The organism is Acetobacter thailandicus (genome assembly GCF_011516655.1).
GTDB classification, from domain to species: Bacteria; Pseudomonadota; Alphaproteobacteria; order Acetobacterales; family Acetobacteraceae; genus Acetobacter; species Acetobacter thailandicus.
The window spans coordinates 1-22,517 of the sequence record NZ_WOSV01000006.1; the positions used below are offsets into that span (position 1 = coordinate 1).

21 protein-coding genes, 1 tRNA gene and 1 pseudogene are annotated in these 22,517 nt (G+C 48.0%); 9 read left to right on the plus strand and 14 right to left on the minus strand.

All coding sequences use genetic code 11. The annotated features are described in order from the left end of the window. The 7 genes from GOB58_RS13110 to GOB58_RS08815 form a co-directional block, all read right to left on the minus strand. On the minus strand, positions 1–471 hold a 471-nt coding region (locus tag GOB58_RS13110; protein WP_338421275.1), incomplete at its 3' end, for a DUF6538 domain-containing protein. 86 nt (positions 472–557) lie between these two features. Beyond that, positions 558–643, minus strand: a tRNA-Leu gene (locus tag GOB58_RS08790). A gap of 97 nt (positions 644–740) precedes the next feature. Further along, complete coding sequence (locus tag GOB58_RS08795; protein ID WP_265792496.1) at positions 741–1,445, minus strand: M48 family metallopeptidase; 705 nt, start codon at positions 1,443–1,445, stop codon at positions 741–743. An 84-nt stretch (positions 1,446–1,529) separates the two neighbouring features. Then, positions 1,530–2,021 (minus strand): YcgN family cysteine cluster protein, encoded by a 492-nt coding sequence (locus GOB58_RS08800; protein ID WP_173559945.1) that lies wholly within the window; start codon positions 2,019–2,021, stop codon positions 1,530–1,532. A gap of 27 nt (positions 2,022–2,048) precedes the next feature. Continuing rightward, positions 2,049–2,495: a hypothetical protein gene (locus tag GOB58_RS08805; protein ID WP_086555413.1), complete on the minus strand. Its 447-nt coding sequence runs from the start codon at positions 2,493–2,495 to the stop codon at positions 2,049–2,051. Between the two features lie 6 nt (positions 2,496–2,501). Further along, a complete protein-coding gene (locus tag GOB58_RS08810) occupies positions 2,502–3,596 on the minus strand; it encodes an extracellular solute-binding protein (RefSeq protein WP_143216398.1) in 1,095 nt (364 codons plus the stop codon). A gap of 48 nt (positions 3,597–3,644) precedes the next feature. Beyond that, positions 3,645–4,769 carry an ATP-binding cassette domain-containing protein gene (locus GOB58_RS08815; protein WP_173559946.1) on the minus strand — a complete coding sequence of 375 codons (1,125 nt, stop codon included), beginning with the start codon at positions 4,767–4,769 and terminating at the stop codon, positions 3,645–3,647. Positions 4,770–4,844: 75 nt separating this feature from the next. Here GOB58_RS08815 and GOB58_RS08820 point away from each other — a divergent pair, with 75 nt between their 5' ends. From GOB58_RS08820 to GOB58_RS08845, 6 genes are all read left to right on the plus strand, one after another. Beyond that, positions 4,845–5,159 (plus strand): hypothetical protein, encoded by a 315-nt coding sequence (locus GOB58_RS08820; protein ID WP_086555411.1) that lies wholly within the window; start codon positions 4,845–4,847, stop codon positions 5,157–5,159. Between the two features lie 40 nt (positions 5,160–5,199). Continuing rightward, positions 5,200–5,619 carry a hypothetical protein gene (locus tag GOB58_RS08825; RefSeq protein ID WP_086555410.1) on the plus strand — a complete coding sequence of 140 codons (420 nt, stop codon included), beginning with the start codon at positions 5,200–5,202 and terminating at the stop codon, positions 5,617–5,619. Between the two features lie 391 nt (positions 5,620–6,010). Continuing rightward, a complete protein-coding gene (locus GOB58_RS08830) occupies positions 6,011–6,205 on the plus strand; it encodes a DUF1656 domain-containing protein (protein ID WP_086555409.1) in 195 nt (64 codons plus the stop codon). Between the two features lie 29 nt (positions 6,206–6,234). After that, a complete protein-coding gene (locus GOB58_RS08835; RefSeq protein WP_086555408.1) occupies positions 6,235–7,146 on the plus strand; it encodes a biotin/lipoyl-binding protein in 912 nt (303 codons plus the stop codon). A 20-nt stretch (positions 7,147–7,166) separates the two neighbouring features. Then, a complete protein-coding gene (locus tag GOB58_RS08840; protein WP_086555407.1) occupies positions 7,167–8,681 on the plus strand; it encodes an efflux transporter outer membrane subunit in 1,515 nt (504 codons plus the stop codon). 19 nt (positions 8,682–8,700) lie between these two features. After that, entirely contained in the window at positions 8,701–8,952 is a 252-nt protein-coding gene (locus GOB58_RS08845) for a hypothetical protein (protein WP_173559947.1), read from the plus strand. A gap of 42 nt (positions 8,953–8,994) precedes the next feature. Here the strand turns inward: GOB58_RS08845 and GOB58_RS08850 are convergent, their stop codons facing one another. The 3 genes from GOB58_RS08850 to GOB58_RS08860 form a co-directional block, all read right to left on the minus strand. Then, on the minus strand, positions 8,995–9,531 hold the full coding sequence (locus GOB58_RS08850) for a Rid family hydrolase (RefSeq protein WP_086555405.1): 537 nt from the start codon (positions 9,529–9,531) through the stop codon (positions 8,995–8,997). A 104-nt stretch (positions 9,532–9,635) separates the two neighbouring features. Continuing rightward, on the minus strand, positions 9,636–10,430 hold the full coding sequence (locus tag GOB58_RS08855; RefSeq protein WP_173559948.1) for a hypothetical protein: 795 nt from the start codon (positions 10,428–10,430) through the stop codon (positions 9,636–9,638). 53 nt (positions 10,431–10,483) lie between these two features. After that, positions 10,484–10,963: a hypothetical protein gene (locus GOB58_RS08860; RefSeq protein ID WP_173559949.1), complete on the minus strand. Its 480-nt coding sequence runs from the start codon at positions 10,961–10,963 to the stop codon at positions 10,484–10,486. Positions 10,964–11,559: 596 nt separating this feature from the next. Here GOB58_RS08860 and GOB58_RS08865 point away from each other — a divergent pair. Beyond that, positions 11,560–12,728, plus strand: a pseudogene (locus GOB58_RS08865) (IS701 family transposase). Between the two features lie 196 nt (positions 12,729–12,924). Here the strand turns inward: GOB58_RS08865 and GOB58_RS08870 are convergent. After that, entirely contained in the window at positions 12,925–13,563 is a 639-nt protein-coding gene (locus GOB58_RS08870) for a response regulator transcription factor (RefSeq protein WP_173559950.1), read from the minus strand. A 5-nt stretch (positions 13,564–13,568) separates the two neighbouring features. Continuing rightward, the gene (locus GOB58_RS08875) at positions 13,569–14,669 is read right to left on the minus strand and encodes a sensor histidine kinase (protein WP_173559951.1); all 1,101 of its coding nucleotides are present in this window, start codon (positions 14,667–14,669) and stop codon (positions 13,569–13,571) included. Positions 14,670–14,838: 169 nt separating this feature from the next. Here GOB58_RS08875 and GOB58_RS08880 point away from each other — a divergent pair, with 169 nt between their 5' ends. After that, on the plus strand, positions 14,839–17,247 hold the full coding sequence (locus tag GOB58_RS08880; protein ID WP_173559952.1) for a TonB-dependent receptor: 2,409 nt from the start codon (positions 14,839–14,841) through the stop codon (positions 17,245–17,247). A gap of 203 nt (positions 17,248–17,450) precedes the next feature. Further along, positions 17,451–19,628 (plus strand): tail fiber protein, encoded by a 2,178-nt coding sequence (locus GOB58_RS08885; protein WP_173559953.1) that lies wholly within the window; start codon positions 17,451–17,453, stop codon positions 19,626–19,628. A gap of 185 nt (positions 19,629–19,813) precedes the next feature. Here the strand turns inward: GOB58_RS08885 and GOB58_RS08890 are convergent, their stop codons facing one another. Then, positions 19,814–20,533 (minus strand): phosphorylase family protein, encoded by a 720-nt coding sequence (locus GOB58_RS08890; RefSeq protein WP_173559954.1) that lies wholly within the window; start codon positions 20,531–20,533, stop codon positions 19,814–19,816. A gap of 5 nt (positions 20,534–20,538) precedes the next feature. Beyond that, the gene (gene shc / locus GOB58_RS08895; RefSeq protein ID WP_173559955.1) at positions 20,539–22,509 is read right to left on the minus strand and encodes a squalene--hopene cyclase; all 1,971 of its coding nucleotides are present in this window, start codon (positions 22,507–22,509) and stop codon (positions 20,539–20,541) included. Positions 22,510–22,517: the final 8 nt, after the last annotated feature.

Sequence of the window (22,517 nt, forward strand, 5' to 3'; positions counted from 1 at the left end):
GCGCAGCATGTCCTTCTCTTTTTTGCTTACGGCGCTGGCTGTAAAGACTTTCTGCATCATGTTCTGCAGGCGTGTTTCCAGTGTCCTGAGTGACTCTGTGGCAAAAGAGATGAAAGCCCCTTCCTTTTGCACCTGATTCATCAGGGTCATGGCGTGATCAGCCTGCAGGGCGCGTTTTTCAGCCCGGAAGGCTTTATCGGCAAGGGTGAGGAGTTCTTCCTGCTCTCTGATGATTTTGCCCTGTTCGGTCAGCATGGCAATGAGCTCCTCACGTGACAGGCTGGTTTCCATCGTCTTTGCCTTCTCAAAAAGTGCGCCGGTGCGAGCGTAAAGGGCTGCTGCCCGTTCACGGGCTACCAGCTTACTCTGAGTTTGCAGCGAGAGAGAAATTTCGGTTCGGCCCAGTCGGGCCTGAACGGCAACGGGCACAGCCCGGCGGAAGTGGTAGTGAGAGCCGATAAGGCGAAGCATGATGAGTTCCCGGTCCGGGAAGACAAACGGGAAAATCCCGCAGACCCGTCAGATTCTCATTTTACTGTTATATTTCAATTGGTTAGTGGTGCGAACTGCGGGACTTGAACCCGCACGCCCTTACGGACTGGAGATTTTAAGTCTCCTGCGTCTACCATTCCGCCAAGCTCACACATAGAGTTAAGAGCGAATCATTAACCGCTCTTAAGAGGTAGCATTAATCTGTGGTCAGGGTTTTAGCACGTTTGGCCCGCACAGCAAGAGAAAAATTACCCTGCAGCCATCAGAGCTGCACCATAGTGCTTTAGCCAGGCTTCAGCTTCTTTCCTGTGGGGGGTTAGTGTGTCCGTCAGGTGCCAGAATGCAGAGCTGTGATTCATGTGTTTCAGGTGTGAAAGCTCATGGGCCATCAGATAATGGCGTACTATGGCAGGTGTAAGCACCAGGCGCCATGAGAGCATGATACGTCCCTGGCTGTTACAGCTTCCCCAGCGGCTTTTTGTATCGCGAATATCCAGGCGACTGGGCTGCATGTTCTGGCTGTGGCTGAGCGCCTGAAGCTCGAGAGTCAGAGCTTTACGGGCATAATTTTTAAGAAAATCAGTAATACGTCTGCCAGTAAATTCAGGCTGACCGGTAACAACCAGAGTGGTGTCAGTAAGCCATGCCCCCCCCTGTGCCTCAGGGTCGTGAATGATAGTATAGGGCATATCACATAAGGTAATAACCTGCCCTGGTGTTAATAAGACCGGAAAATAACTTAGTTTTTCAAAGTGCTCAAGTATCCAGTCTTTTTGTTGTTTAAGAAATAAAAGAGCTTTTGTTCTGGGGTAAGAGGGGGGGTGAGTGACAAGCAGAGCACGCTGCCTTGGGTCGATACGGGCTGAAAGACGCCGTGTGCGTTGTGAGCTGCGCCATATTACAGGCACCTCTGTCTGATCGAAAACAACAGTATTGTCATCAGTGTGCAGCACAGCTTTATATTCTTTCTTTATGATTTATTTTTATCTAATCTATATATTATCTTACCATAAATAAATAATATGAGTATATAATAGTTAACAGGACTTCAGACGTCGAATAAGTACAGGCGGTATTTTTACTGGTTGTGATGGCCATTCAACCAGATAGTCTTCAAGATCACGGGCACGACGTTCACTGATGCAGCGCCCGGCAGCAGACGCACCAGATTCTATAACGGTATCCCGGTTACCACTGCGCAACGGATGCCACTCGGGCAGAGATCTGCCCTCAGAGAGACGGCGGTAAGCGCAGTCAGGAGGTAACCAGTCGAGGGTAGGTATCATCTCTGGTGTCAGAGTGATGCAGTCTGGTACCTTGCGGTGTCTCTTAGTATAATCTGTGCAGGCACAGGTTTTTACATCAAGAAGACGGCAGGCAACTGACGTATAATATACACTATTTGTCTCTTCGTCACGTAATTTATGCAGGCAGCATCGCCCGCAGCCATCACAAAGAGATTCCCATTCATCAGAGTTCATCTCTGCCAGGGTTTTGCTTTCCCAGAAAGGGGGAGGAGAATCAGTCATGTCAGAGTATCTGCAGAAATATATGTTTCATGATGAAGATATTTTTAAAAGAGCCATTGCACCAAGAAAACCAAGCAATGTTGCTGTAATAAGGCTTAGCAGTAAAGGCGGGCTGAGCAGGGGCAGCCACAGAAGTCTGAGCCGCCCGGATTTAGTTAATCCCAGTTCCTGTGCCGTTGTGTGCCATGAAGAGGGCACGCTTTTCAGGCGCAAAAGAGGCGCCAGGCAGATAAGAGGCCCCGTCAGGATACCCTGTAGTGCAGACAGAGCCAGTAGCCTGATGTGTAAATAAGGCAGGGCAAAAGGCAGCAGAAGAGAGGCCAGCGTCGAGGGGACCACGACCAGAAGCAGCAGAATGAAGAGTTTTTGCCCCTGCTCGGTGATCAGCGCCAGATAAACCACTGCTGTTGCCAGCACCATGCCGGTCAGAGCCGTGCTGAGCCCGTGTATCAGTAAAAACAGAGAAGCTGGCATTTTATCTTAGTTATCCCAGAGTTTCTGTCCGTTTACCCAGCGCTCAAAGCGTATGCTGATGTCCGCCAGATGCTCCGTCCAGAAGGTGTCATTGACATGCACCGGCGCTGGCGTGTGTAAATCGGGGAGCGAGCCGGCATCGGCTGTCCATGCAGCGGTAAATGCACTTTGCTGCTCAGGCAGTTCCAGCCAGGAAACAAGGTTGAGTGCCGTAGTGTCAGATTTAAGCGTAGCCGGTATGCCCCAGGCATAGGTGACAGACAGGCGCTGAGGCCAGAAAATACCAAAATGCTGACGTTCCTGCTGTGGCAGGCTGAGCATGCTTGCCACCGGGACGATGCCCATCAGAGCGCCATTGGTTTTCATAATATCTGTTGCTTCGGCCGGGGTGTTCCACCAGACGATATAAGGGCGGATCTGGTCGAGCTTGCGAAAAGCACGCTCCAGCCCTGCGCGGCTGCTCAGAACAGCATAGAGCCCGCCTGGGGGCACGCCATCGGCCAGCAGCGCGATCTCAAGCGTTGTGCGCGGGTCGCGGCGCAGGCTGCGTTGCCCGGGGTGACGGGCAACATCCCAGAAATCAGTCCAGTCAGGAGCAGAGTCAAAATAAGACATCTCCCACGCCATAGCAAAATCAATGCTGGTTATGGGTTCGCCACAGCTGTTGCTCGAGTTATCAGCCGGGTCACGCACCAGAAGGTTAAGAGAACAGCCGAGGCGCAGTGAGCTGGTTTCCATCATCACAGCCGACCAGCGATCAGGTGTTTTGTTTTCCTGTCCTGCCAGTTCCTCCAGGCTGCCATTCCATGCCGATGCCACAATATTCAGGTTTTCTTTTTTTGCATAAGGCTCAAAAAGAGCTTTTTCCTGAGCTGCTTTGATGGCGCCGTCAAAGGTCAGAACGCGCAGAACAGGCCTGGTCACTTTGCGAGTCTGCGTATGAGCTGGTGCAGTGCGGGCCTGAGCATCTGTTGTGCCGGGCAGCATAGCCCAGGCTGTCAGAAAGATTGCGCTTCTGCGGGGTAATGCCAGCAGGGCAGTGCCATTCTGGCAGAGTGCCATAGCTGTGCGAAGGCAGAAATGAAGGGGGGGGCAAGGCAAAAGAAAGGTGACCTGATATAAAAAGGGTTGTAGCCTGAAGGTGGTAGTTTAGCTGCTGAGAGGCCTCTGGTCCATCGGGAAGGCAGTGGCAGAGGAAGTTTGCCATGCGAGGAAGGCCTCGCGGCCAGCCTGTAACTCCCGCGGCTGATGCACCGGAGGGCGGCAGACTGTTATTTCTGTTCCGTCACGAAGGCGAAAGCGCATATGAATAGCGTTGCCTGTGTGGCGTGCCGACACCAGGGTGCTGACCAGCAGGTCAGGCTCCTCGGCCGGGGCACCGGCTGTACGCGGAAATATAACCGATAGTCGTTCTGGCAGAATGCAGATGGTTGCCAGGTCATCTGCCGCAAGGTCAGGTGCGCTCATGGCTTCAACGGTTTCTCCCGATGGCAGGCGCAGTATCGCATAATCATCTTCAATGCTCAGCACTTTCCCTGTGAGTGTATTGGCGTCGCCCAGTGCTGTGAGGACGTTCTCATGCGCCGGGCGCGACAGCAATGTTTCAGCCGTGCCGGTCTGTAGCAAGGTGCCATCTTTAATGATTCCAATAGTATCAGCTGCCATAACGGCTTCAGTACGGCTTTGCGTCAATAGCAGAATACTCAGCCCGATGGCACGCTGAAGTTTTTCAAGGAGGCTGAGCAGCCGCATAGCTGTGGCCTGATCCATGTGCATAAAAGGGTTGTTAAGCACAATGGCCCCGGGGTTCAGAACGAGCAGCCGTGCGAGGCAGACCCTGAAAGTCAGCTCAGCCATCAGAGCTGAGGGCGACTGATCCTGCACCGCGTCGAGGCCAAGCAGGGCGATTGCCTGCGTTGTCCGGTGCTGTATTTCTGACGGGCTGAGAGAGAGGTCGGCTTTAAGGGGAAGGGCTATATTTTCCCTCACTTTCAGGTGAGAGAACAGGGGAGTATTGTGGCTGAGTGTGCCAAGGCGCCGCTTGCCCGGGGGCGCCTGTGTTACGTCCTCAGCGCTGACAGTCAGTGTGCCCCCCAGTGAGGGAATATGCCCTGCAAGCGTTTGTGTTAACGTGTCGAAATAGCTGGTTTCCTGACCGATGCCCAAAAGCGCCATGCATGTACCCTGCGGCACGCTCAGCGTCAGACTCGCTGCTTTGTGTTGAGTTTGGAAGCCTGAGAGTGCTATCGAGAAAGCACCATGCGTGTTGCGCATGAGACGGTATCCTGGTTGGTATGTTTCAAAGAGAGGGTGTCGTCGTCTTATAAAAACAGAACGGGATTAAGTGAAATGTCTGCTGAAAAAATTAAAGAAGTAAAAGCTGCGGTTCAGGAAAATGCTGAGAATGCTGCAGATTCAGCCCGTGATGAATTTGACGCTGTGCGTTTGCATCTTGAGCGTCTTGTCAGTCACCACCTTATCCCTGCGCTGAGCAATGCAGGTGTGAAAGCGGAAGTTTTGAAAGATCAGGCGGTTGCCAAGGCCTCTGAAGTAGCCAATCATGTCCAGACCGATTTTTCTGTGCCGGCGCGCGGACGTTCGCCTTTGCTGACAATTGCCATCTCAGGCGTTGTGGGCTTTATTCTCGGGCGACTGTCGCGCTAAGGGACTATCGTGATCTGAACGAAGGATAGTGTTGGGGTCCATGCGTATTTTTGAATTTGGCAGATCAGCTCTGCAGGCTCAGGCTGATCTTATGCAGCATATGGCCATTCGTCTTGGCCGTCAGGCTGCCTTTCTCGTGCTTGCAGCATTGTTTGGTTTTTTTGCCCTCATCTCAGGGCATGGGCTCCTGTGGGCGTTTTTTCTTTGTGTGTTTCACTGGGGGCCGTTCGCATCGGCCGGAGCTGTTTTCGGGTGCGATTTGCTTGTCGCTCTGTTCTTCCTGTTACTTGGCCGGCGCTCTTACCTGACAACGGCTGAGGTCAATGCGCGCATTGCGCGTAACCGGGCAGTAACACAAATGCGCGATTCTGCGACGATGGCAGCCGTGGCTGCAACAGTTGCAGGCTCACTGGGCCGTCATGGCACACGCAAAGTGTGGGACGTCGTAAGGCGTAAATAGCACTTAATTTATCTTTATTTCCGCAGCATCGTCTTTGCCCATAGGTTCTATGCTAATTTTGCAATGGCGGTGCTGCTTTTTTTCTGAAATTTATAGTCCGGTTACCTGACAGTGCATGCATCAGTGTGCCTTCATTTGTCAGGGGAGGGCTTTTAGCGTGCAATTTTCTTTTGCTTGTCAGTACAGTGTAAGGCTTACTTGTTTTTCTTGCCGGTATAGAATTTATACTGGTGGAAAAAGGTGCTGACGGGCATATGAGATTCCTTCTGATAAAAGTTTACTCTTTCCTGACTGCTTTTCCCTGTTTCAGGCAGGTCATGCATGTGGATGTCAGGGCTGCCGCAGAGGCGATGCTGCGGACGATGTGTGTCATGAGTGAGGCAGATGGGGCATGCTGACAGAATTTAATTTATTTGGTGTTTTTATAGCGCCGCTGGCTGTTTATGCGCTCGCTGCCCTGCCACTGACGATGGTTGTGCGTTCTGCCCTGTGGTGGACGGGCCTTCAGAACTGGTTCTGGCATGTCGCTTTATTCGAAGTCTCTCTTTACGTTTGTATTCTGTGTTTACTGGTTCTTTACGTCTGACCTCTTTTTTAGGGTGCTGAGCTCCTGCAATGCCACTTTTGCGCACGTTGATTCGCGTTATCCTGACCCTGGCTGTTCTCGCAATGGCCATCGTGCTTGGTGTAACACTCTGGAAAGTTTACATGATTGCGCCCTGGACGCGAGATGGACGGGTGCGGGTCTATGTTGTTGATATCGCCCCTGAGATTCCCGGCACGGTTGTACAGGTGCCGGTGGTTGATAACCAGTTCGTGCATAAGGGTGACCCGCTGATCGTGCTTGATCCGGTGCGGTTTCGTCTTGCTATCCGTGAGGCGCAGGCCAGACTTGATGGCGCCCTTGAAGACTTAAAGCTGAAACGTAACGATGCGCGCCGGCGTATGGGCCTGGGCGGTATTGTTTCGCAGGAAGAGCAGGAAGTTTTTAACTCTAACGTTGCGACACAGATTGCGGCAGTTGATGCGGCCCGTGCTGCTCTCGACCTTGCCCGGCTGAATTTGCAACGCTCTGTGATTTACTCTCCGGTTAATGGTTATGTAACCAACCTTAACCTGCGTGTGGGTGATTACGTGGCAGCCGGTCAGCCTCGTATGGCCGTTATTGATGCGGATTCTTACTGGGTTTATGGCTATTTTGAAGAAACAAAGATGTGGGGCGTTCATGTTGGTGACCAGGCCCGCGTTAAGCTGATGGGTTATAAACCTATTCTGCAGGGGCATGTTGTCAGTATCGCCCGTGGTATTAACGATACAAATGGTGTGGCTGATAAGCTGGGCCTGCAGGATGTTAACCCGATATTCACCTGGGTGCGTCTGGCACAGCGTATTCCTGTGCGTATTCATATTGATCATGTTCCTGACAGCGTGATGCTGGCTGCGGGTATGACGGCAACAGTCAGTGTCGGGCCTGAACCCAGGGGGCCACGCGGCAGGCTGACCACCTGGTTGCAGGACCACCTCTGAGCACAGCGGGAAACAGGGCGATGAAGATGCGTAGTTTCTCCTGTGTGCTGATGGCCACGACACTGCTGTTTTCAGCATGCACTGTCGGGCCAAACTACCAGCGTGATGGTATGAAAGTGCCCGCCGCTTTTAAAGAGGTGGCGGAGGAGCACCCGGCGACCCCGGCTGAGATAGAGCGCACGAATAAAGAGATGACAGAGTGGTGGTCGTTGTTTAACGACCCCGTTCTGACGGATCTTGTAAAGCAGGCTATAGCCGGTAACTACGATCTGCAGATTGCGGGAACGCACATTATGGCAGAGCGCGCAGTGCGTGACCGCTCAGCCTCACAATGGTACCCACAGGTTGATGCGAATATGGGTGCAGGTGATGTGCGGTATTCTATCAACATTGATAACTGGCCAATTCGTCCGGGCAACCCGTCTAACCGTCCGGGTGCGTCTATCATGACCTACGGCGCATCAGCCTCGTGGGAGCTTGATGTTTTTGGTCGTATTCGCCGGGATGTTGAGGCCCATGAACGTGAGGTTGAGGCCACAATCGAAGGGCGCCGTGCCCTGCTTATGGCATTGCTGTCAGAGCTGGCCTCAGACTATATGCTGCTGCGTGTTACTCAGCTGCAGATAGGAATTGCGACCAAAAATATTCGTGTCGCCCAGGATGCATTGTCACTTGCCGAGAAGCTCTATCTCGAAGGTGTCGGTAATACGTTGCAGACAGCACAGGCACAGGCTGAGCTTGATGCGCAGATAGCCGCACGTGAACCGCTGAAAACCCGTGTCTCGCAGGTAACGCATGCGATTGCTGTGCTTTTGGGTAAAATGCCCGGTGAGCTTGAGGACCAGCTGAAAGTGCCCCGTGCGCTGCCGGTTGTTCCTGCGTTTCCTGCAACGATGCCCTCCATTGTTATGGCTAATCGTCCTGATATTCGTATGGCTGAGCGGAAATATGCTGTTGCGACAGCCCAGATCGGTGTTGCCGTGGCCAGTCTTTACCCGCATTTTGTCATACCACTGACATTTAACCCTAATGCATCAGCAATGTATCAGCTGTTTCAGGTGAATAGCATGAGCTGGAGCTTTCTGCTTATGGCCAGTATGCCGCTTATGCACGGAGGTAAACTGACGGCCGAGGTCAGAGCGGCTCAGGCTAATGCAGAGGCCGCCCGACTGACTTATCGCCAGTCAGTGCTCAATGCTTTTAAAGAGGTTGAGGATGCGATGGCTGCCTGGCATGATGATATTGAATATGCTGAGCAGCTGCATAAAGCTGCTGAAGACAGCTCTCTTGCCAGTGAGCGGGCACGTAAACTTTATGGTGCCGGGCTTGTTGGTTTTCTTGAGGTGCTGACTACAGAGCGGACCACCCTTAAGGCGCAGAACATGGAGGCACTTGCTAAACTTGAGCGCCTGCGTGATGCCGTTAACCTGTACACTGCACTTGGCGCAGGCTGGAAGGGTGTGGCATTGACGAACTCATCACTTCCTGTTTCTGTTGATAATCAGAACATATTAGCAAGGGCCTTCAGTCAATAATACTGAAGGATGGGTTCGTATGAGAGAGTACACCATTCGCCTGTACTGGATAGCCGCCTGCCTTGTAGGCGGTTTTACGATTTTATGTGTCAGCGGCTGGTTCCTGGTGATTGATGGCTCAGCCTATGATTCTATCCTGGTGACAACACTACGCTGGCTGCCTGTGCTTACAGGAGCTTTTCTGGTGTTCTTTGGGTTTTATCTTATAAGAAAACCAATACCTGAAAGCCCTGAAGAGTTTTTTTATGACCCGGACCCCGGAGACCAGTAAGCTGTTTGCCTGCTGGTTCCGGGTATGCTTCGGGCTGAAAAATTAATGTGTTTTTGCAGCTGTGCTTTTAGGTGTCGGGCGTACGGCAGTCGCTTCAATTTCGACCAGCTGACCAGGGTTTGCCAGCTGCTGCACGCCAAGAATTGACTGTACAGGCAGATTGGGCTGCTTTGCTGTGCCAAAAAATTGTGAGTAGGCAGTCATAACACTGTCAAAATCGTGCTGCTGAGTGGTCGGGCTGGCAACAACATAAATCTGCAGGCGTACAACATCGCCAAGAGACAGATGCAGCTTTTGCAGCATAGCTTCAAGCTGTTTGATTGCACCGGTTGTCTGAGTTTGTGTGTCACCATAGGCAGCGATGCTGCGGGGCGGGGCGGTTTTATCCTGTACCGGTGCGCCGGTGCTGCTCAGATATACAAGGCTTGAACCACCAGGGACTTCAACAGCTGTCGCAACCGGCTGGTCAGAAATAGCCGGATAGCGCACAGTCGCATCTGAAGAGGGCGCGGCATGTGCTGACAGGCCTGAGCAGGCCAGAAGAGTAAAGGAAAAAACGAGGGGCTTCAGCAGCCGCATGACAGATAATCTCCGGTCACAAAAAGGATGATATAAGAGGTATGACCGGAGTTATAAAGATTTTGGCCGGATTGTCAGCAGGTCTCTGGTTATTTCAGGCTGGTTTATTGTGCAAGCAGGCGGTGTCGTAGTGTGTTTTGCAGCCCGCGCCAGTTTGTATTTGCTGTTGTGGTAACGGTATCGAACGTCGCCATCGGGCCTGCACTGGTCAGGATCGCATCGAGCCAGAGCATGGCATCCTGCTCCCGGTCTGAAAGATTTTTCTGGCAGGCCATAGCATCAAGTGCTTGCCTGCACCGCTCTATATCTGAGTTTTTCCAGTTATAGATAACCCATGGTGGGGTCAGAGCAGGGTATAATAAAAGCAAAGGAATCGTTTGTTGCGTTACACCGGCTTTCTGGCTCAGTGGTGTCAGAACGTCCATAACCGTTCTGAGGCTGGATGAGATAATATCTTTCTCAAGCATGGCTCGCCAGAGCAAGGGAGCCTGAGCATGACCAACCAGATTAAGCGGGATATAGGCTGTCCAGGCTTTAGCCGGAATATTGTTAGCTTGGAAGACCTCAGCATGGTAATCTCTGATAGTAATCCATTTTAGAAAGCATAGCTCTCTTTTCGCACGGTACTGGGTTTTTCTGGCATCAAAAGCAGCAGCCATAAGCTCTTCGCTTATTTTTAACCATAATTTGTTATTGATGATAACACCTGTTTGTCGGGCGATACATTCGGCAAAGCGATGGGCAACACGGCCTGAAAAAAGAGACTGTTCAACAACGCCAAGGGCAAGTTTGCCATAAGGATCCCCTGCTTTGAGCAGGAATCGGTAATATTCGTTTCTGTTTTTACAGTTGTGATATGTTTCCAGAGAATTAAAAATATTTTTGTTTTGTATGCTCATATTTATCTCATGTATATATCGAATTTATTCTTTACAGTTTCTTATATTTTACGTCACTCTGCAACATAAAAGCGACTATAGCTGACCTTAAACCATAGATTTTTATAAAAAAATGTATCAGAACAAGAAGAAAACTCTGTTTTATTATTTTTTGCGGTGCATCTGATAATGCGTGATGGATATGGTGCTTTATCAATATAGACCTGACTGTTACTATGTTTCAGGTGCCAAATTAGTTTATTATTTACCTGCATAATATCTGAGGGGATGACCTGACCTAGGACAGGCTGTGGTTGTATCAGATTAAATGGAGTGTCAGGGATAGCAAGATCATCCTGTAGAAAGTTTTTCATAACCAGCTCTGCACTAAAATCTGGGTTTTTAGTCTGCACTAAAATTCTAACGTAATTTTTTGCCAGGTCAGCAACATGACCAGAGAAGTCAGGCCAGTGCACTTTTAGAAGAATACCGTCATCCACGCCGCCTTCTTGCGGCATAATGCCATCCATAAACAGAGCAGCAGGAATAGCCATCTGGCGGTCTGGTTCTTTAAAGTCTGTATTTCTGAGTATAAAATGAACGATATTATCAGGGTTAAGCTGGGTTTCTTCTAATGGCGTATTCTGCTCAGCCACAGCCGGAGAAATATCTGTGCTTAAAACATGTGCTGCGATGAAAAAAAGAAAGGCTAAAAGCGTTTTCATAATTTTATAGCTATCTCATGTATATATCGAAATTATTTTTTACAGTTTCTTCTATTTTCTTCCACTCTGCAACATAGGAGCGGTCGTAACTAACCTTAAACCATAGATTTTTATAAAAAAATGTCGGAACAATAAGAAAATTCTGTTTTATTATTTTTAGCAGTGCATCTGATAATACGTGATGGATGTGGTGCTTTATCAATAAAAACCTGATTGTTACTATATTTCAGGTGCCAAATTAGTTTATTATTTACCTGCATAATATCTGAGGGGATGCTCTGTTTTGGAATTGACTTCGGCTGAATGATCCGCTGGCGCAGGCTGGTGAAGGATTATGAGAAACAGATCGACGTGACAGCAGGTATAATCCGCATCACTAGCACTACAGTTGCATTTTGTGTTGAGTTCTGAATTTATGGGTAACCATGATGCAGGATATGATGAGTTGTGGTGCGTCTGTTGAAGAGACGCTGGAATTGTGGGCATCCGGACTTCGATCAGTAAAAGAGCGGATGGTGCCGCTGTTTACGCAGAAACCGCAGGAGATCCTGGTCCATGGCGGCAGCAGGCGCTTCTGGGGCGCGGGCACTGGGATGCCGATGCTCTGCGTGATGTCGTCAGGGATTATGTGATCGAGCATCTGGGCACTGAAGAGGGCGTGCTGGTCATTGATGAGACCGGTTTTCTGAAGAAAGGTGAGGCGTCCTGCGGTGTGGGGCGGCAGTATACGGGTTCTGCCGGCAAGATCACGAACTGCCAGATTGGTGTATTTGCCACCTATGTCTCGGCGCGAGGCCATGCCTTTGTCGACCGTGCCCTGTATCTTCCAAAAGACTGGACGTCGAGCCGTGAGCGCCTGAAGCAGGCCCACGTTCCCGATGACGTGGTGTTTGCAACCAAACCGGCGTTAGCCTCGATGATGATTGAGCGGAATATTGAGGCCGGCGTGCCCTTCCGCTGGGTTGCTGCAGACAGCGTGTATGGTATTGGCGATGTAGAACGCACGCTTCGCCAGGCAGGGATTGGATATGTCCTTGGCGTCAGAGGCAATCACTGGTTCGGGTCATGGGCGACAAACCCGCTGATTGCAGGAGAAGCCAAAGATATTGCTACGGATCTGCCAGAGCAGGACTGGCACCGTCTGTCTGCGGGACACGGCACAAAAGGTGAGCGGCTGTATGACTGGGCGTATCTTCCGCTTGCTGACCTGGATACTGAAGAATTTGACTGCTCTCTAGCCGGATTATGGACACGTGGCCTGCTGATCCGTCGAAACATCGTCGATGGAGACCTTGTCTATTTTACGACCTGGTGCCCAAAGGGGACAACCATTCAGAAACTCGTGAACGTTGAAGGCACGCGCTGGAGGGTCGAAGAATGTTTCGAGACGGCCAAAAACGCATTCGGTCTTGATCATAACGAAACCCGCTCCTGGCATGGCTGGCATCGGCACGTCTCTCTGGTCATGCTCGCCTATGCTGTCATGGCCAGTGTTCGTTACCAGGCAAACTCACTGAAACCGAAAAAAACACTGCACCGGACACGACAGTCCTGGTCCGCTGGTCTATTCAGGAAATCAGGCGTCTCGTCGTAAAACTCTCTCAGCGCAGACTGCCCGTCGCCCACATCCTCAGGTGGTCCGTCTTTCGACGAACACATCAGGCCAGCGCTATCCGCGCTCACTCACGACATAAAATGCAACTGTAGTGCTAGTTTTCTGGTTTTTATATCAGCGATATTTCCTGTAAGTATCATAGCTCTGCAGAGTGTGGCAGAAAATGATTTCTCGATTAACTATTATAACGCTTTATTAAAGGGTCTCTTATTTCAAGAATGTCAGCATAATGAACTAAATCAGCAAAAGATCGTGCTCCCATTTTTTTCATTGCATGTGCACGATGTGTTTTTATAGATATGAGGCTCAGGTTAAGACGATCAGCAATTTGTTTATTCATAAGCCCCGAAGTTGCTAAAATCATCACTTCTTTTTCTCTTTCTGAGAGTGATGAATATTTATTTTTTATTCGTTTTTGTAATTCAATATTTTTATTCTGAGACTTCCATAAATCAAGAGCCTCATGTACCGATTTAAGTAATGTGTTATGTGAAAAAGGCTTTGTAAAAAAATCAATGGCCCCGGCTTTTATCCCTCTTACTGATAAAGGTATGGTTCCGTGACCACTCATAATGATGACAGGGATATGCAGACCAGCCTCATTTATTGTGTCCTGCAAGTCTAATCCATTTTTCTGTCCTAATTTGATATCAAGAAGCAAGCATACTGGTTCATCTGGTAGTTTAAATAATAAAAATTCTTCCGGATCAGAAAATAAATGAACTATAAAATTTTTAGAACGAAAAAAACTATCTAATGAATCTCTGATCTCTTCATCATCATCTACAATAATAATATGTGGAGAATATTCCATCGTTATTAACTTGATATGTTCTGTGCAGCAGGAAAAGAAATGGTAATTTCTGCTCCTGAAGGAGAGAGATTTTCAGCTTTTATAGTCCCGTTATGAGCTTCGGCAATTGTCTGGCAAATTGAAAGCCCTATACCCATACCCGTATTTTTAGTTGTATAAAATGGTTCAAAGCATGATTGTATATCAGAGTTTTTGAATCCATTACCATTATCCTGTATTTTTATTTCAATATTATTTATTTTTTCAGGTGAATTTTTTAATATAATATGTATTAAACCTGAATTATCCTGTGATTTTTTTATGGATTCAATGGATTTTAATAATATATTTATTATAAGCTGCTGAATTTCAATTTTATTCCCATTAATAAAAACATTTTTTGAATTATAATTCCTTATAATTTCAATATTACTTAATGAATAATAAGGTTCAATAATAAAAATGGAATCGTTTATAATGTTTTTTAAATTAATAAGTTCTTCTCGTAAAATATAATTTTCTCGTGTTAACTCACGGATATTTTTAATAATTTTTGCAGCACGCTGTGTATTGGAATCAATTTTTTTTAAGCAATATAATAGTTCTTTTATGTCGGGAGACGGTCGATTTATCCAGGATATTCCTGATTGAGCAAAGGTTGAAATTGCAGACAGAGGCTGGTTAACTTCATGTGCTATGGTGATTCCTATTTGACCGATAGCTTTAATACGATCGGCATGAGCTAACATTCTGGATTGTTTATCAAGAGATTCTCTTGCTTTTTTATTATTTTCAGTAATCGTTGTTACTGTAATTATCGATATAATACCAAGTATTAATCTTGAATAATTATTATTGAATAAAGTTTCATTGTGAACGATAAAGAAACCACAAAACTCTAAAAATATACATAATGTTGCAATAACCCTTAATGTAAATATATTGCATTTATGCGATAAAATTATAATGACTATGACATAAAGAACGCCAAATGCATCATGTGATGGTATTGATGTGATTAAAAAAATAATTGCTGAAATTATAATTGCTGAAAACCATCGTAAAATATCTGAATTATTATAATGTTTATTTATATTGTCTGTTATCGAGTGGAAACTTTTTTTCATTATATTCAGCATAATATAAATATGGTGCCTAAACTTATATGTATATCACAGCAAAAATTTTGTTAAAAACCTATACCTAGGTATAGACCCGAAAACCATAATTTGCAATTGTGACACATTCTCATTTGTGTTTTTTATGCCCTACTTTGTTTGTCACGAAAGCATTGAAATGACGCACCGGCACCTCTATCACTCTGCACGTTCCACTCCACTTATGGCGGGGTTTGCCTTGTTTTGCTCAGCTTTACATACAGGCAATTCTGATGCTGCAATGACGACAGATCATGTGACAAAATCTAAGCATCGTCACACCAAAGCGTATAAATCAGTTCCACAATCATCTGTTGTTCCTGATACAGCTTCTTCTCAGGAACTTGTTCATGCACAGCCCATTAATGGACCTCTGGCGCAGGGAATGCATCCTGCACATTATGCTGATGAAGCCATTACAGTTCATGGTAGCAGCATGAATATCCTGCGTGAGGATATTGGCCTGAGCCGTATGCCTCAGGATGTCATGCATACTCCTCAGACAGTGAATGTTGTTCCACGTGTTTTGATGGAGCAGCAAAATGTAAAATCACTAGATGAAGCACTGCGTAACGTGCCCGGTATCACAGCTTCTGTAGGTGAAGGAGAGGGCGGGATGTCGGGAGATCAGTTTTTGATCCGTGGTTTTCAGGCTCAGAACGATATTTATGAGAATGGCCTGCGCGACTTTGGTGTTTATACACGTGATAGTTTTTATTATGATCATGTGTCTGTTATAAAAGGTCCATCTTCAGAAGTATTTGGTAATGGCACAACAGGTGGCGCTATTAATATAGTGACAAAAGCGCCTCATAAAAAAGATTCCTACCAGGCAAATTTTTCAGGCGGTTCAGGTTCTTATTATCGTGGCACCTTGGATATTAATAAACAAATCAGTGATAGTATTGCTGTCAGACTTTCGGCTATGGGCAACGAAAATAATATGGTTGGCCGAAATTATATTTATTCTCACCGCTGGGGTATCGCACCCTCAGTCACATTTGGCTTGAATAAAAAAATTTCTTACACTGTCGATTATTTTCATCAAAATGATAATCGTATACCAGATTATGGTGTATGGGTTGTGCAGAAGCCAGGAGCCAAAATTGCAAAACCCATTACAGAATATGGTATAAATAGAAAAAACTGGTATGGAACAACATTTGACCAGGATGATGTCAGCACTGATATGCTGAGCGGCAGACTTACAGCAAAAATCAAACCATGGCTTACCCTTTACAATGATACAAAGGGCGGCATTTACCATCGTTATTACTCAGCATCACAGCCAAACTGTAATGCGACCTGCGTTAGCAAATATTTTAGTGGTGACACTTCGGCTGCTATTGTCAGAAATGGCGGGTTGGGAGGGCCAAACCCTTACAGACAAAGTGACTGGTCAATACAAAATGTTTTTTCAGGCATTGCCCGCTTCAATACCGGAGGTATTCGCCACGAGGTGATAGGTGGTTTTGATATTGAGCACGTTGAAGATCACAGAAAAAACTACCCTTATAATGAAACGCGCCAGGGTACTAACCTTATAAATCCATCGATGAATGTTCCAGGTCTTGAACGAGTAAGTTGCGCAGAAAACCCCGGTGGGCTGGCTTCTATCCCCAATGGTGTAGGGCGTAAATGTTATAAAGATGGCAGTGCAACTGACATTGGCGTTTTTCTTTCTGATCAGATCTGGCTGGCAAAATGGTTTGCCATTAAGGGCGGATTTCGGCTGGATCAGTGGTATAGTTTGTATTCGGCTACAGGCGGTGTTAAAACAACACCTGATTCACATTTCAAGCAGACACAAACAACGGTTAATCCCACCGTTAGTATGATGTACACACCTGATGATAATCTGATGGTATATTTTAACTGGTCTGAATCAACAACACCTACAAGCCTTTATGTTACCAATAGCAATGCTCCCTTTATTACAGGGTCTGGTTATTCACCTGAGCGGAGCCGGCTTTATGAGGTAGGTGCAAAATATAATGCTTTTAAAGGGCGTATGGGGTTTACTGCAGCGTTATTTCGCCTTGAGAAAAATAATTCAACAATAACAGACCCTTCAACCGGAGATGTCTCTGCTTCATCTGACAGTCAGCGGAATCAGGGGCTGGAATTGAGTGCATCAGGAAACATCACGGCAAACTGGAGTATTATAGGCACCTACGCATTGTACGATAGTCGTGTTACGGGCTCTGAAACCGCGGCTGACGTTGGTAAGCGTATACAGTTTGTCCCAAAAAATTCAGCTACTTTATGGACGAGCTATAACATTGCTCCCAGAACGCCATATAATCTTAGCATTGGTGGCGGTGTAACATGGCGTCAGGCTGTATGGCTGGATGCAGCAAACACCGCGCGTGTACCAGCGACTTTAGATTTTGATGCTATGATTGCGCACAAATTTGGAGAGCACTGGCGTATTGCAATGAACGGTTACAATCTTGCTAATCGTCTTAATTATAGCAGCCTGTTTCAAAACCGTGTCACGCCGGCTATTGGTCGCTCTTTTTTGTTTAATCTTTCTGCCAGTTATTAATGATTTTTTTTACAGTCAGGCATGTGATCTGAAGAGCCCGGTTATTCAGATGATTATGGGGCATATGCCTGACTGAACAAACTGTTATCTTTTAGTAACAATTATAACTTACCTGATATGATAGCATCGTGTATCCAGATATCAGAGACGTGCCTGGAGAGTGGCGGAGTGCTTTTTTGTATATATTGTGAGTAGTTATAGAAATGTCCTCTATTGTATTTAATAATAATCAAAAAACAACAGTTTTGAGTGAGCAGATCGTAACACAGGGGACTTACCCGAGCGATGCGCAGTCTTCTTCCAGTATTTTTCCATTAGGCATGCTGCGTTTTTCGGCCTTTAATTATGCGACCAACAGTTCAGGGGAGCAAACTGACGGAGCGGCCGTTAACATCGCCGATAATCAGCGTCTTTTTGCAGTTCTGGGCAACAATTATGGTGGTGACGGCCGTTCAACATTTGATGTGCCAGATACATCAGGTCGCGTTCTTGTGGGAAAGACCAGTTCAACGTTCCTAGGGACGACTGAAGGCACAGAAACTGAAACACTTACTCAGTCTCAGTACCCGGCAGATCTGGGTGGATCACCCGCTGAAGTTAATAATATACAGCCATCCCTTTCGATTAATTATTTAATCCGGATATCTGCACCAACAGACGGGTCTCAGGGATTTATTGGGGAGGTTGATGCTTTTGCGGGCGATCACATTCCGGGTGGTTTTGCTCTGGCAAACGGACAACTTCTTTCTGTTGCTAACAATCAGGCGTTGTTCTCAGTCATCGGGAATACGTACGGCGGTGACGGTGTTCACACTTTTGCTTTGCCAGACCTGAGTGGCCGCAACATTATTGGTGCATCATCCACGACACCTCTGGGCTCTGAAATTGGAAATGATACTATTACAGTGTCAGATAGTAACATTAAATCTGATGCAAATAGTAATGCAGATACAATTGATAACAGAAGTGCGGGCCTGGCATTAAATTATATTATTTGTACATCCGGCGCGTATCCGGGAACATTAAGTGATGATTCCTACCTTGGTGAAGTCAGGGCGTTTGCCGGGCCGGTTTCTAAAATTCCATCAGGATGGCAACTGGCCAATGGGGCCCTGTTATCAATAGGACAGAATCAGGCTTTATTTTCTCTTTTAGGCACCACTTATGGCGGTGACGGTGTTAGCACTTTTGCTTTGCCAGATCTGTCTGACAGCACGGTAGCCGGCAGTTCATCAACATCAACGGTCGGAACTGTGTATGGTCTGAATCAGACCTTGCTGGAGGTTGTGTGTTTTCTCGCTGGTTCTATGATAAACACCCCCTCTGGTTGTAAAGCTGTTGAAGACCTGACTATTGGCGATCAGATTGTTACATTTGACTGGCGTAACAAGACAGAGGTTCTGCAGGCTGTGTCATGGGTTGGTACTGCCAGGTGCTATGTTCGCTCTGATTTACCAGATGACAGAGCAGGCTGGCCTGTAAGAATAGTAAAAGACGCATTCGCTAAAGGTGTACCCTTTAAAGATATGCTGATTACAGCTGAACATTGTCTGTTTTTTAAGGGGCATTTTTTGCCTGTGCGTATGCTTGTCAATAACAGATCGATTTTTTATGATAAATCAATCAACTCTTATGATTATTATCATATTGAAACCGAAAAACATGCTGTTATCACAGCTGATGGTGTACTGACCGAAAGTTATCTTGATACCGGTAACAGGCATATCTTCCGGCAAACAGGTAAAGTAGTTTCTATTGCTGGTCGCCAGTGCCTGAGCTGGGATCATGCCGCAGCTCCTCTTGATGTTTCAGCAGCATTTGCAGAGCCTTTGTTTCGTCAGACGGAGGCGCGTGCTATTTCAGCAGGCCACTCGTTACGCAACCCTGAATCTGAACACACAGAGCATCCTGATCTCTGTCTGAAACTGGGTAGTGGTGCAATGATTATGCCGGTGCGTGAGCATAATGGCTGCATCATATTTTTGCTTCCTGCTGGTGTTGAGAATATTCGTCTTATCTCTCGTGCGGCTCGTCCGAGTGATGTTATCGGTCCATTTATTGATGATCGTCGCTATTTCGGTGTGGAAATCGGAGAAATTACACTTTTTGAAAATAAAAAATCTTGTTCTGTGAGCAGCCATCTTACCGGTATTGAAATGCCAGGCTGGCATTCTCAGGAAAAAAATAACAGCCGCTGGACTTCAGGTGATGCTCTTTTGCCTTCAGGTGTGCGCTCTTCTGGTTGTGCTTGTTTATTATCTGTTCAGATTATCAATGCCGGGCCATATCTTGTTAATGAAGTTTATACCGGGGAATATGCTTTTCATCCTTTAAACTTTAATATGAGGCCTCAGGATGCCCTCAGATTAACCGGGTTGTGACAAGTTCTGAGTGCCTTTTCAGATATTCAGGGATGAGGCGTTTCTGCAAAGCATGAGGCTTTCCATAGCGGTGTGGATCATGCCCTCTGCCACAGCCGGTGAAATAGCTCTGGTTAAAACATATGCCGCGATGGAAAAAGAAGGATGTAATACTTCTTAAATATTAAATTATCAGAAATTTTTATTTAATTGCCAGATGCAAGGCGCATAAAAGCCTGCACTGTGCGCTGTCGGTCGAGAAATTGCTGCATAGCTTTGCGCGCGCGCGCGGCATCGCCCCCTAAGGCAATCAGTCCGGCAATCTGCGAGGGGTTACGTGCCAGAGAAGCAAGCAGGGCACCGATTTTTAATCCCCCTTTGGGGGAGAGCACACAGCCCGCTGCTGCGGGCAGAGAGCGTGTGGCGGGGTCACAGACAACACGCAGCACAGCAAAGGGAATACCTGCTTCTCTGGCCTGCCGGGCCATAAAGCCACTTTCCATATCCAGCGAGGCGCACTGCGTTTCGGCAAAAAGACGGGCTTTTTCAGTAGCCTCAAGCACAACATCATCACTATGCAATAATGTGCCGCCATAGCAGTCAGGGCGTGTTGCCCCCAGAATATGGCGCAGGTCAGGGTCACACTCAAAGGTTTCACCCCAGGCGTGTACAGCCTGAGGTACAATCATTGTGCCGGGGGGCAAAGCAGGGTCTAACCCGGCGGCAAGACCAAATGAAAGCAGGCAGTCAGGGCCGGTCGCAATCAGGCGTGCTGTTTCACGCTGTGCTCCGGCACTGGTTGCACCACTGGCTGCAATTGCAGCATGCGGAAAGGCAGGGCGCAGAAATTTTACCTCAGCCTTAAGGCCGGTCAGAATACCCGGTCTGGTCGGGGCAAGATGCTCTGATGTGTTACGCTCTGCCATAGTTATTAAAACCCAAAATCAACGCGGCGGGAGTTGCTTTTCTCAAGATTGCGATAACGAGAGAGTGCAAAAAGAGGGAAAAACTGTTTGTACCCATGGTAGCGCAGATAGAACACTTTGGGGAAACCAACAGCATTATAAGGGTCTTCCTGCCATTCGCCGTTTTCGTCCTGCTGGCTGGCCAGCCATGACATGGCTTTAGCAACGGCGGGGTCGTCTCTGCGGCCGGCAGCCATCAGGCCCAGGGCGCCCCATGCGGTCTGAGACGGCAGGCTCTTTTTATAAACACCGCGGGCAGCTCCCTCATAGCTGGCACAATCTTCACCCCATCCGCCATCTTCACGCTGCACAGAGCGCAGCCATTCGACAGCTTTAATAACAGCAGGGTCATCATGCGAAATGCCCGCGGCATTAAATGCGCACAATACAGACCACGTGCCATAAATATAGTTGGTGCCCCAGCGGCCAAACCACGAGCCGTCTTTTTCCTGGTCTTTGCGCAGATAGTCGAGACCACGTTCAATAACCTGGCGGTCTTCCGTGTGGCCAAGCTGTGCCAGGAATGAAATGCAGCGCGCAGTCACATCAGCTGTTGGCGGGTCGAGCAGAGCCCCATGGTCAGAGAAGGGGATGTGGTTGAGCATTTCTTTGTTATTATCAATGTCAAACGCACCCCAGCCGCCATTGGTGCTCTGCATGCCAATAATCCACTGGCGTGCTCTTTCTATGGCCTCAGTGCTTTTCGGGTCTCCCTCGCGGTGCAGCAGCATGCCAACTACGGCGGTGTCATCCACATCGGGGTAGTAGTCGTTGCCATACTGAAAGGCCCAGCCGCCCGGTGCCAGGTCAGGCTTGTTAATAGCCCAGTCACCTTTGACGCTGAGAATTTGTTTGTCACGCAGCCAGCTTACGGCTTTGCTCAGTTCCTCCCGCGTTTTTTCGGGAGCAATGCCCTGCGGGCCTGAGGCAGCCTCAATCATGGCGTGGCCAGAAAGACCCGTGTCCCAGATCGGAGAGACACAGGGCTGGCAATAGGCTTCGTGCTCTTTAATAACCAGAAGATTCTGCACAGATTTAAGCGCTGTCATGGCGCGGGGGTCGTTGTCAGGCACACCCATAGCGCGATACATCATGACGACGTTCGCCATTGCCGGGTAAATGGCTCCCAGGCCATCCTCACCATTCAGGCGCGGCTCAATAAAATCAACGGCGGCTTTAATGGCCTTTTTGTGTGTTTTTGCGGGGATAAACGGCGTCACAACACGTAAGGCAGAATCAATGCCTTTAAACACATGCCCCCAGGCTGAACGGTAAGGACCGCGGATCCAGTCGGTAACTGTTTCAGGTGGTGCAACAAACAGCTCACGCACTCTGATCTGGCGTGGGTTAACAGCAACGGGTTTTAAAGCAGCAAGAACGGTCAGCGGGGCAATAACCACGCGTGACCAGTAAGACATATTCCAGACCGAGAAAAAGGCCTTGCGGGGCAGCAGCATCAGCTCAACCGGCATTACGGGCAGCGCACGCCAGGGCACTTCGCCAAACAGCGCAAGCTGAAAGCGGGTAAAGACGTTAGCGCGTGCGGCACCACCATGGCTCAGAATAGCTTTGCGGGCCCGTGCCATATGCGGGGCGTTAATGTCATCCCCGATGGCTTTGAGGGCAAAATAGGCTTTAACAGAAGCCGAGAGGTCAAACTGACCGTCATGATACAGTGGCCAGCCATCATGCTCATCGCTTTGAATACGGCGGAGATAATTGCCGATTTTCTGCTGCAGCGGGTCATCAATCTTATCGAGAAAATGCTCCAGCAGCACATATTCGGCCGGAATAGTTGCATCTGCCTCAAGCTCATATACCCAGTGCCCGTCTGCATTCTGGCGGTTGCTCAGGGCAGCCTGAGCATTTTTTACAGCCTGCTCGAGCGCTTCAGAAGTCAGGAGCGAGCCGGAAAGAGCACTGCCATCAGCGGCCATGTCAGAAA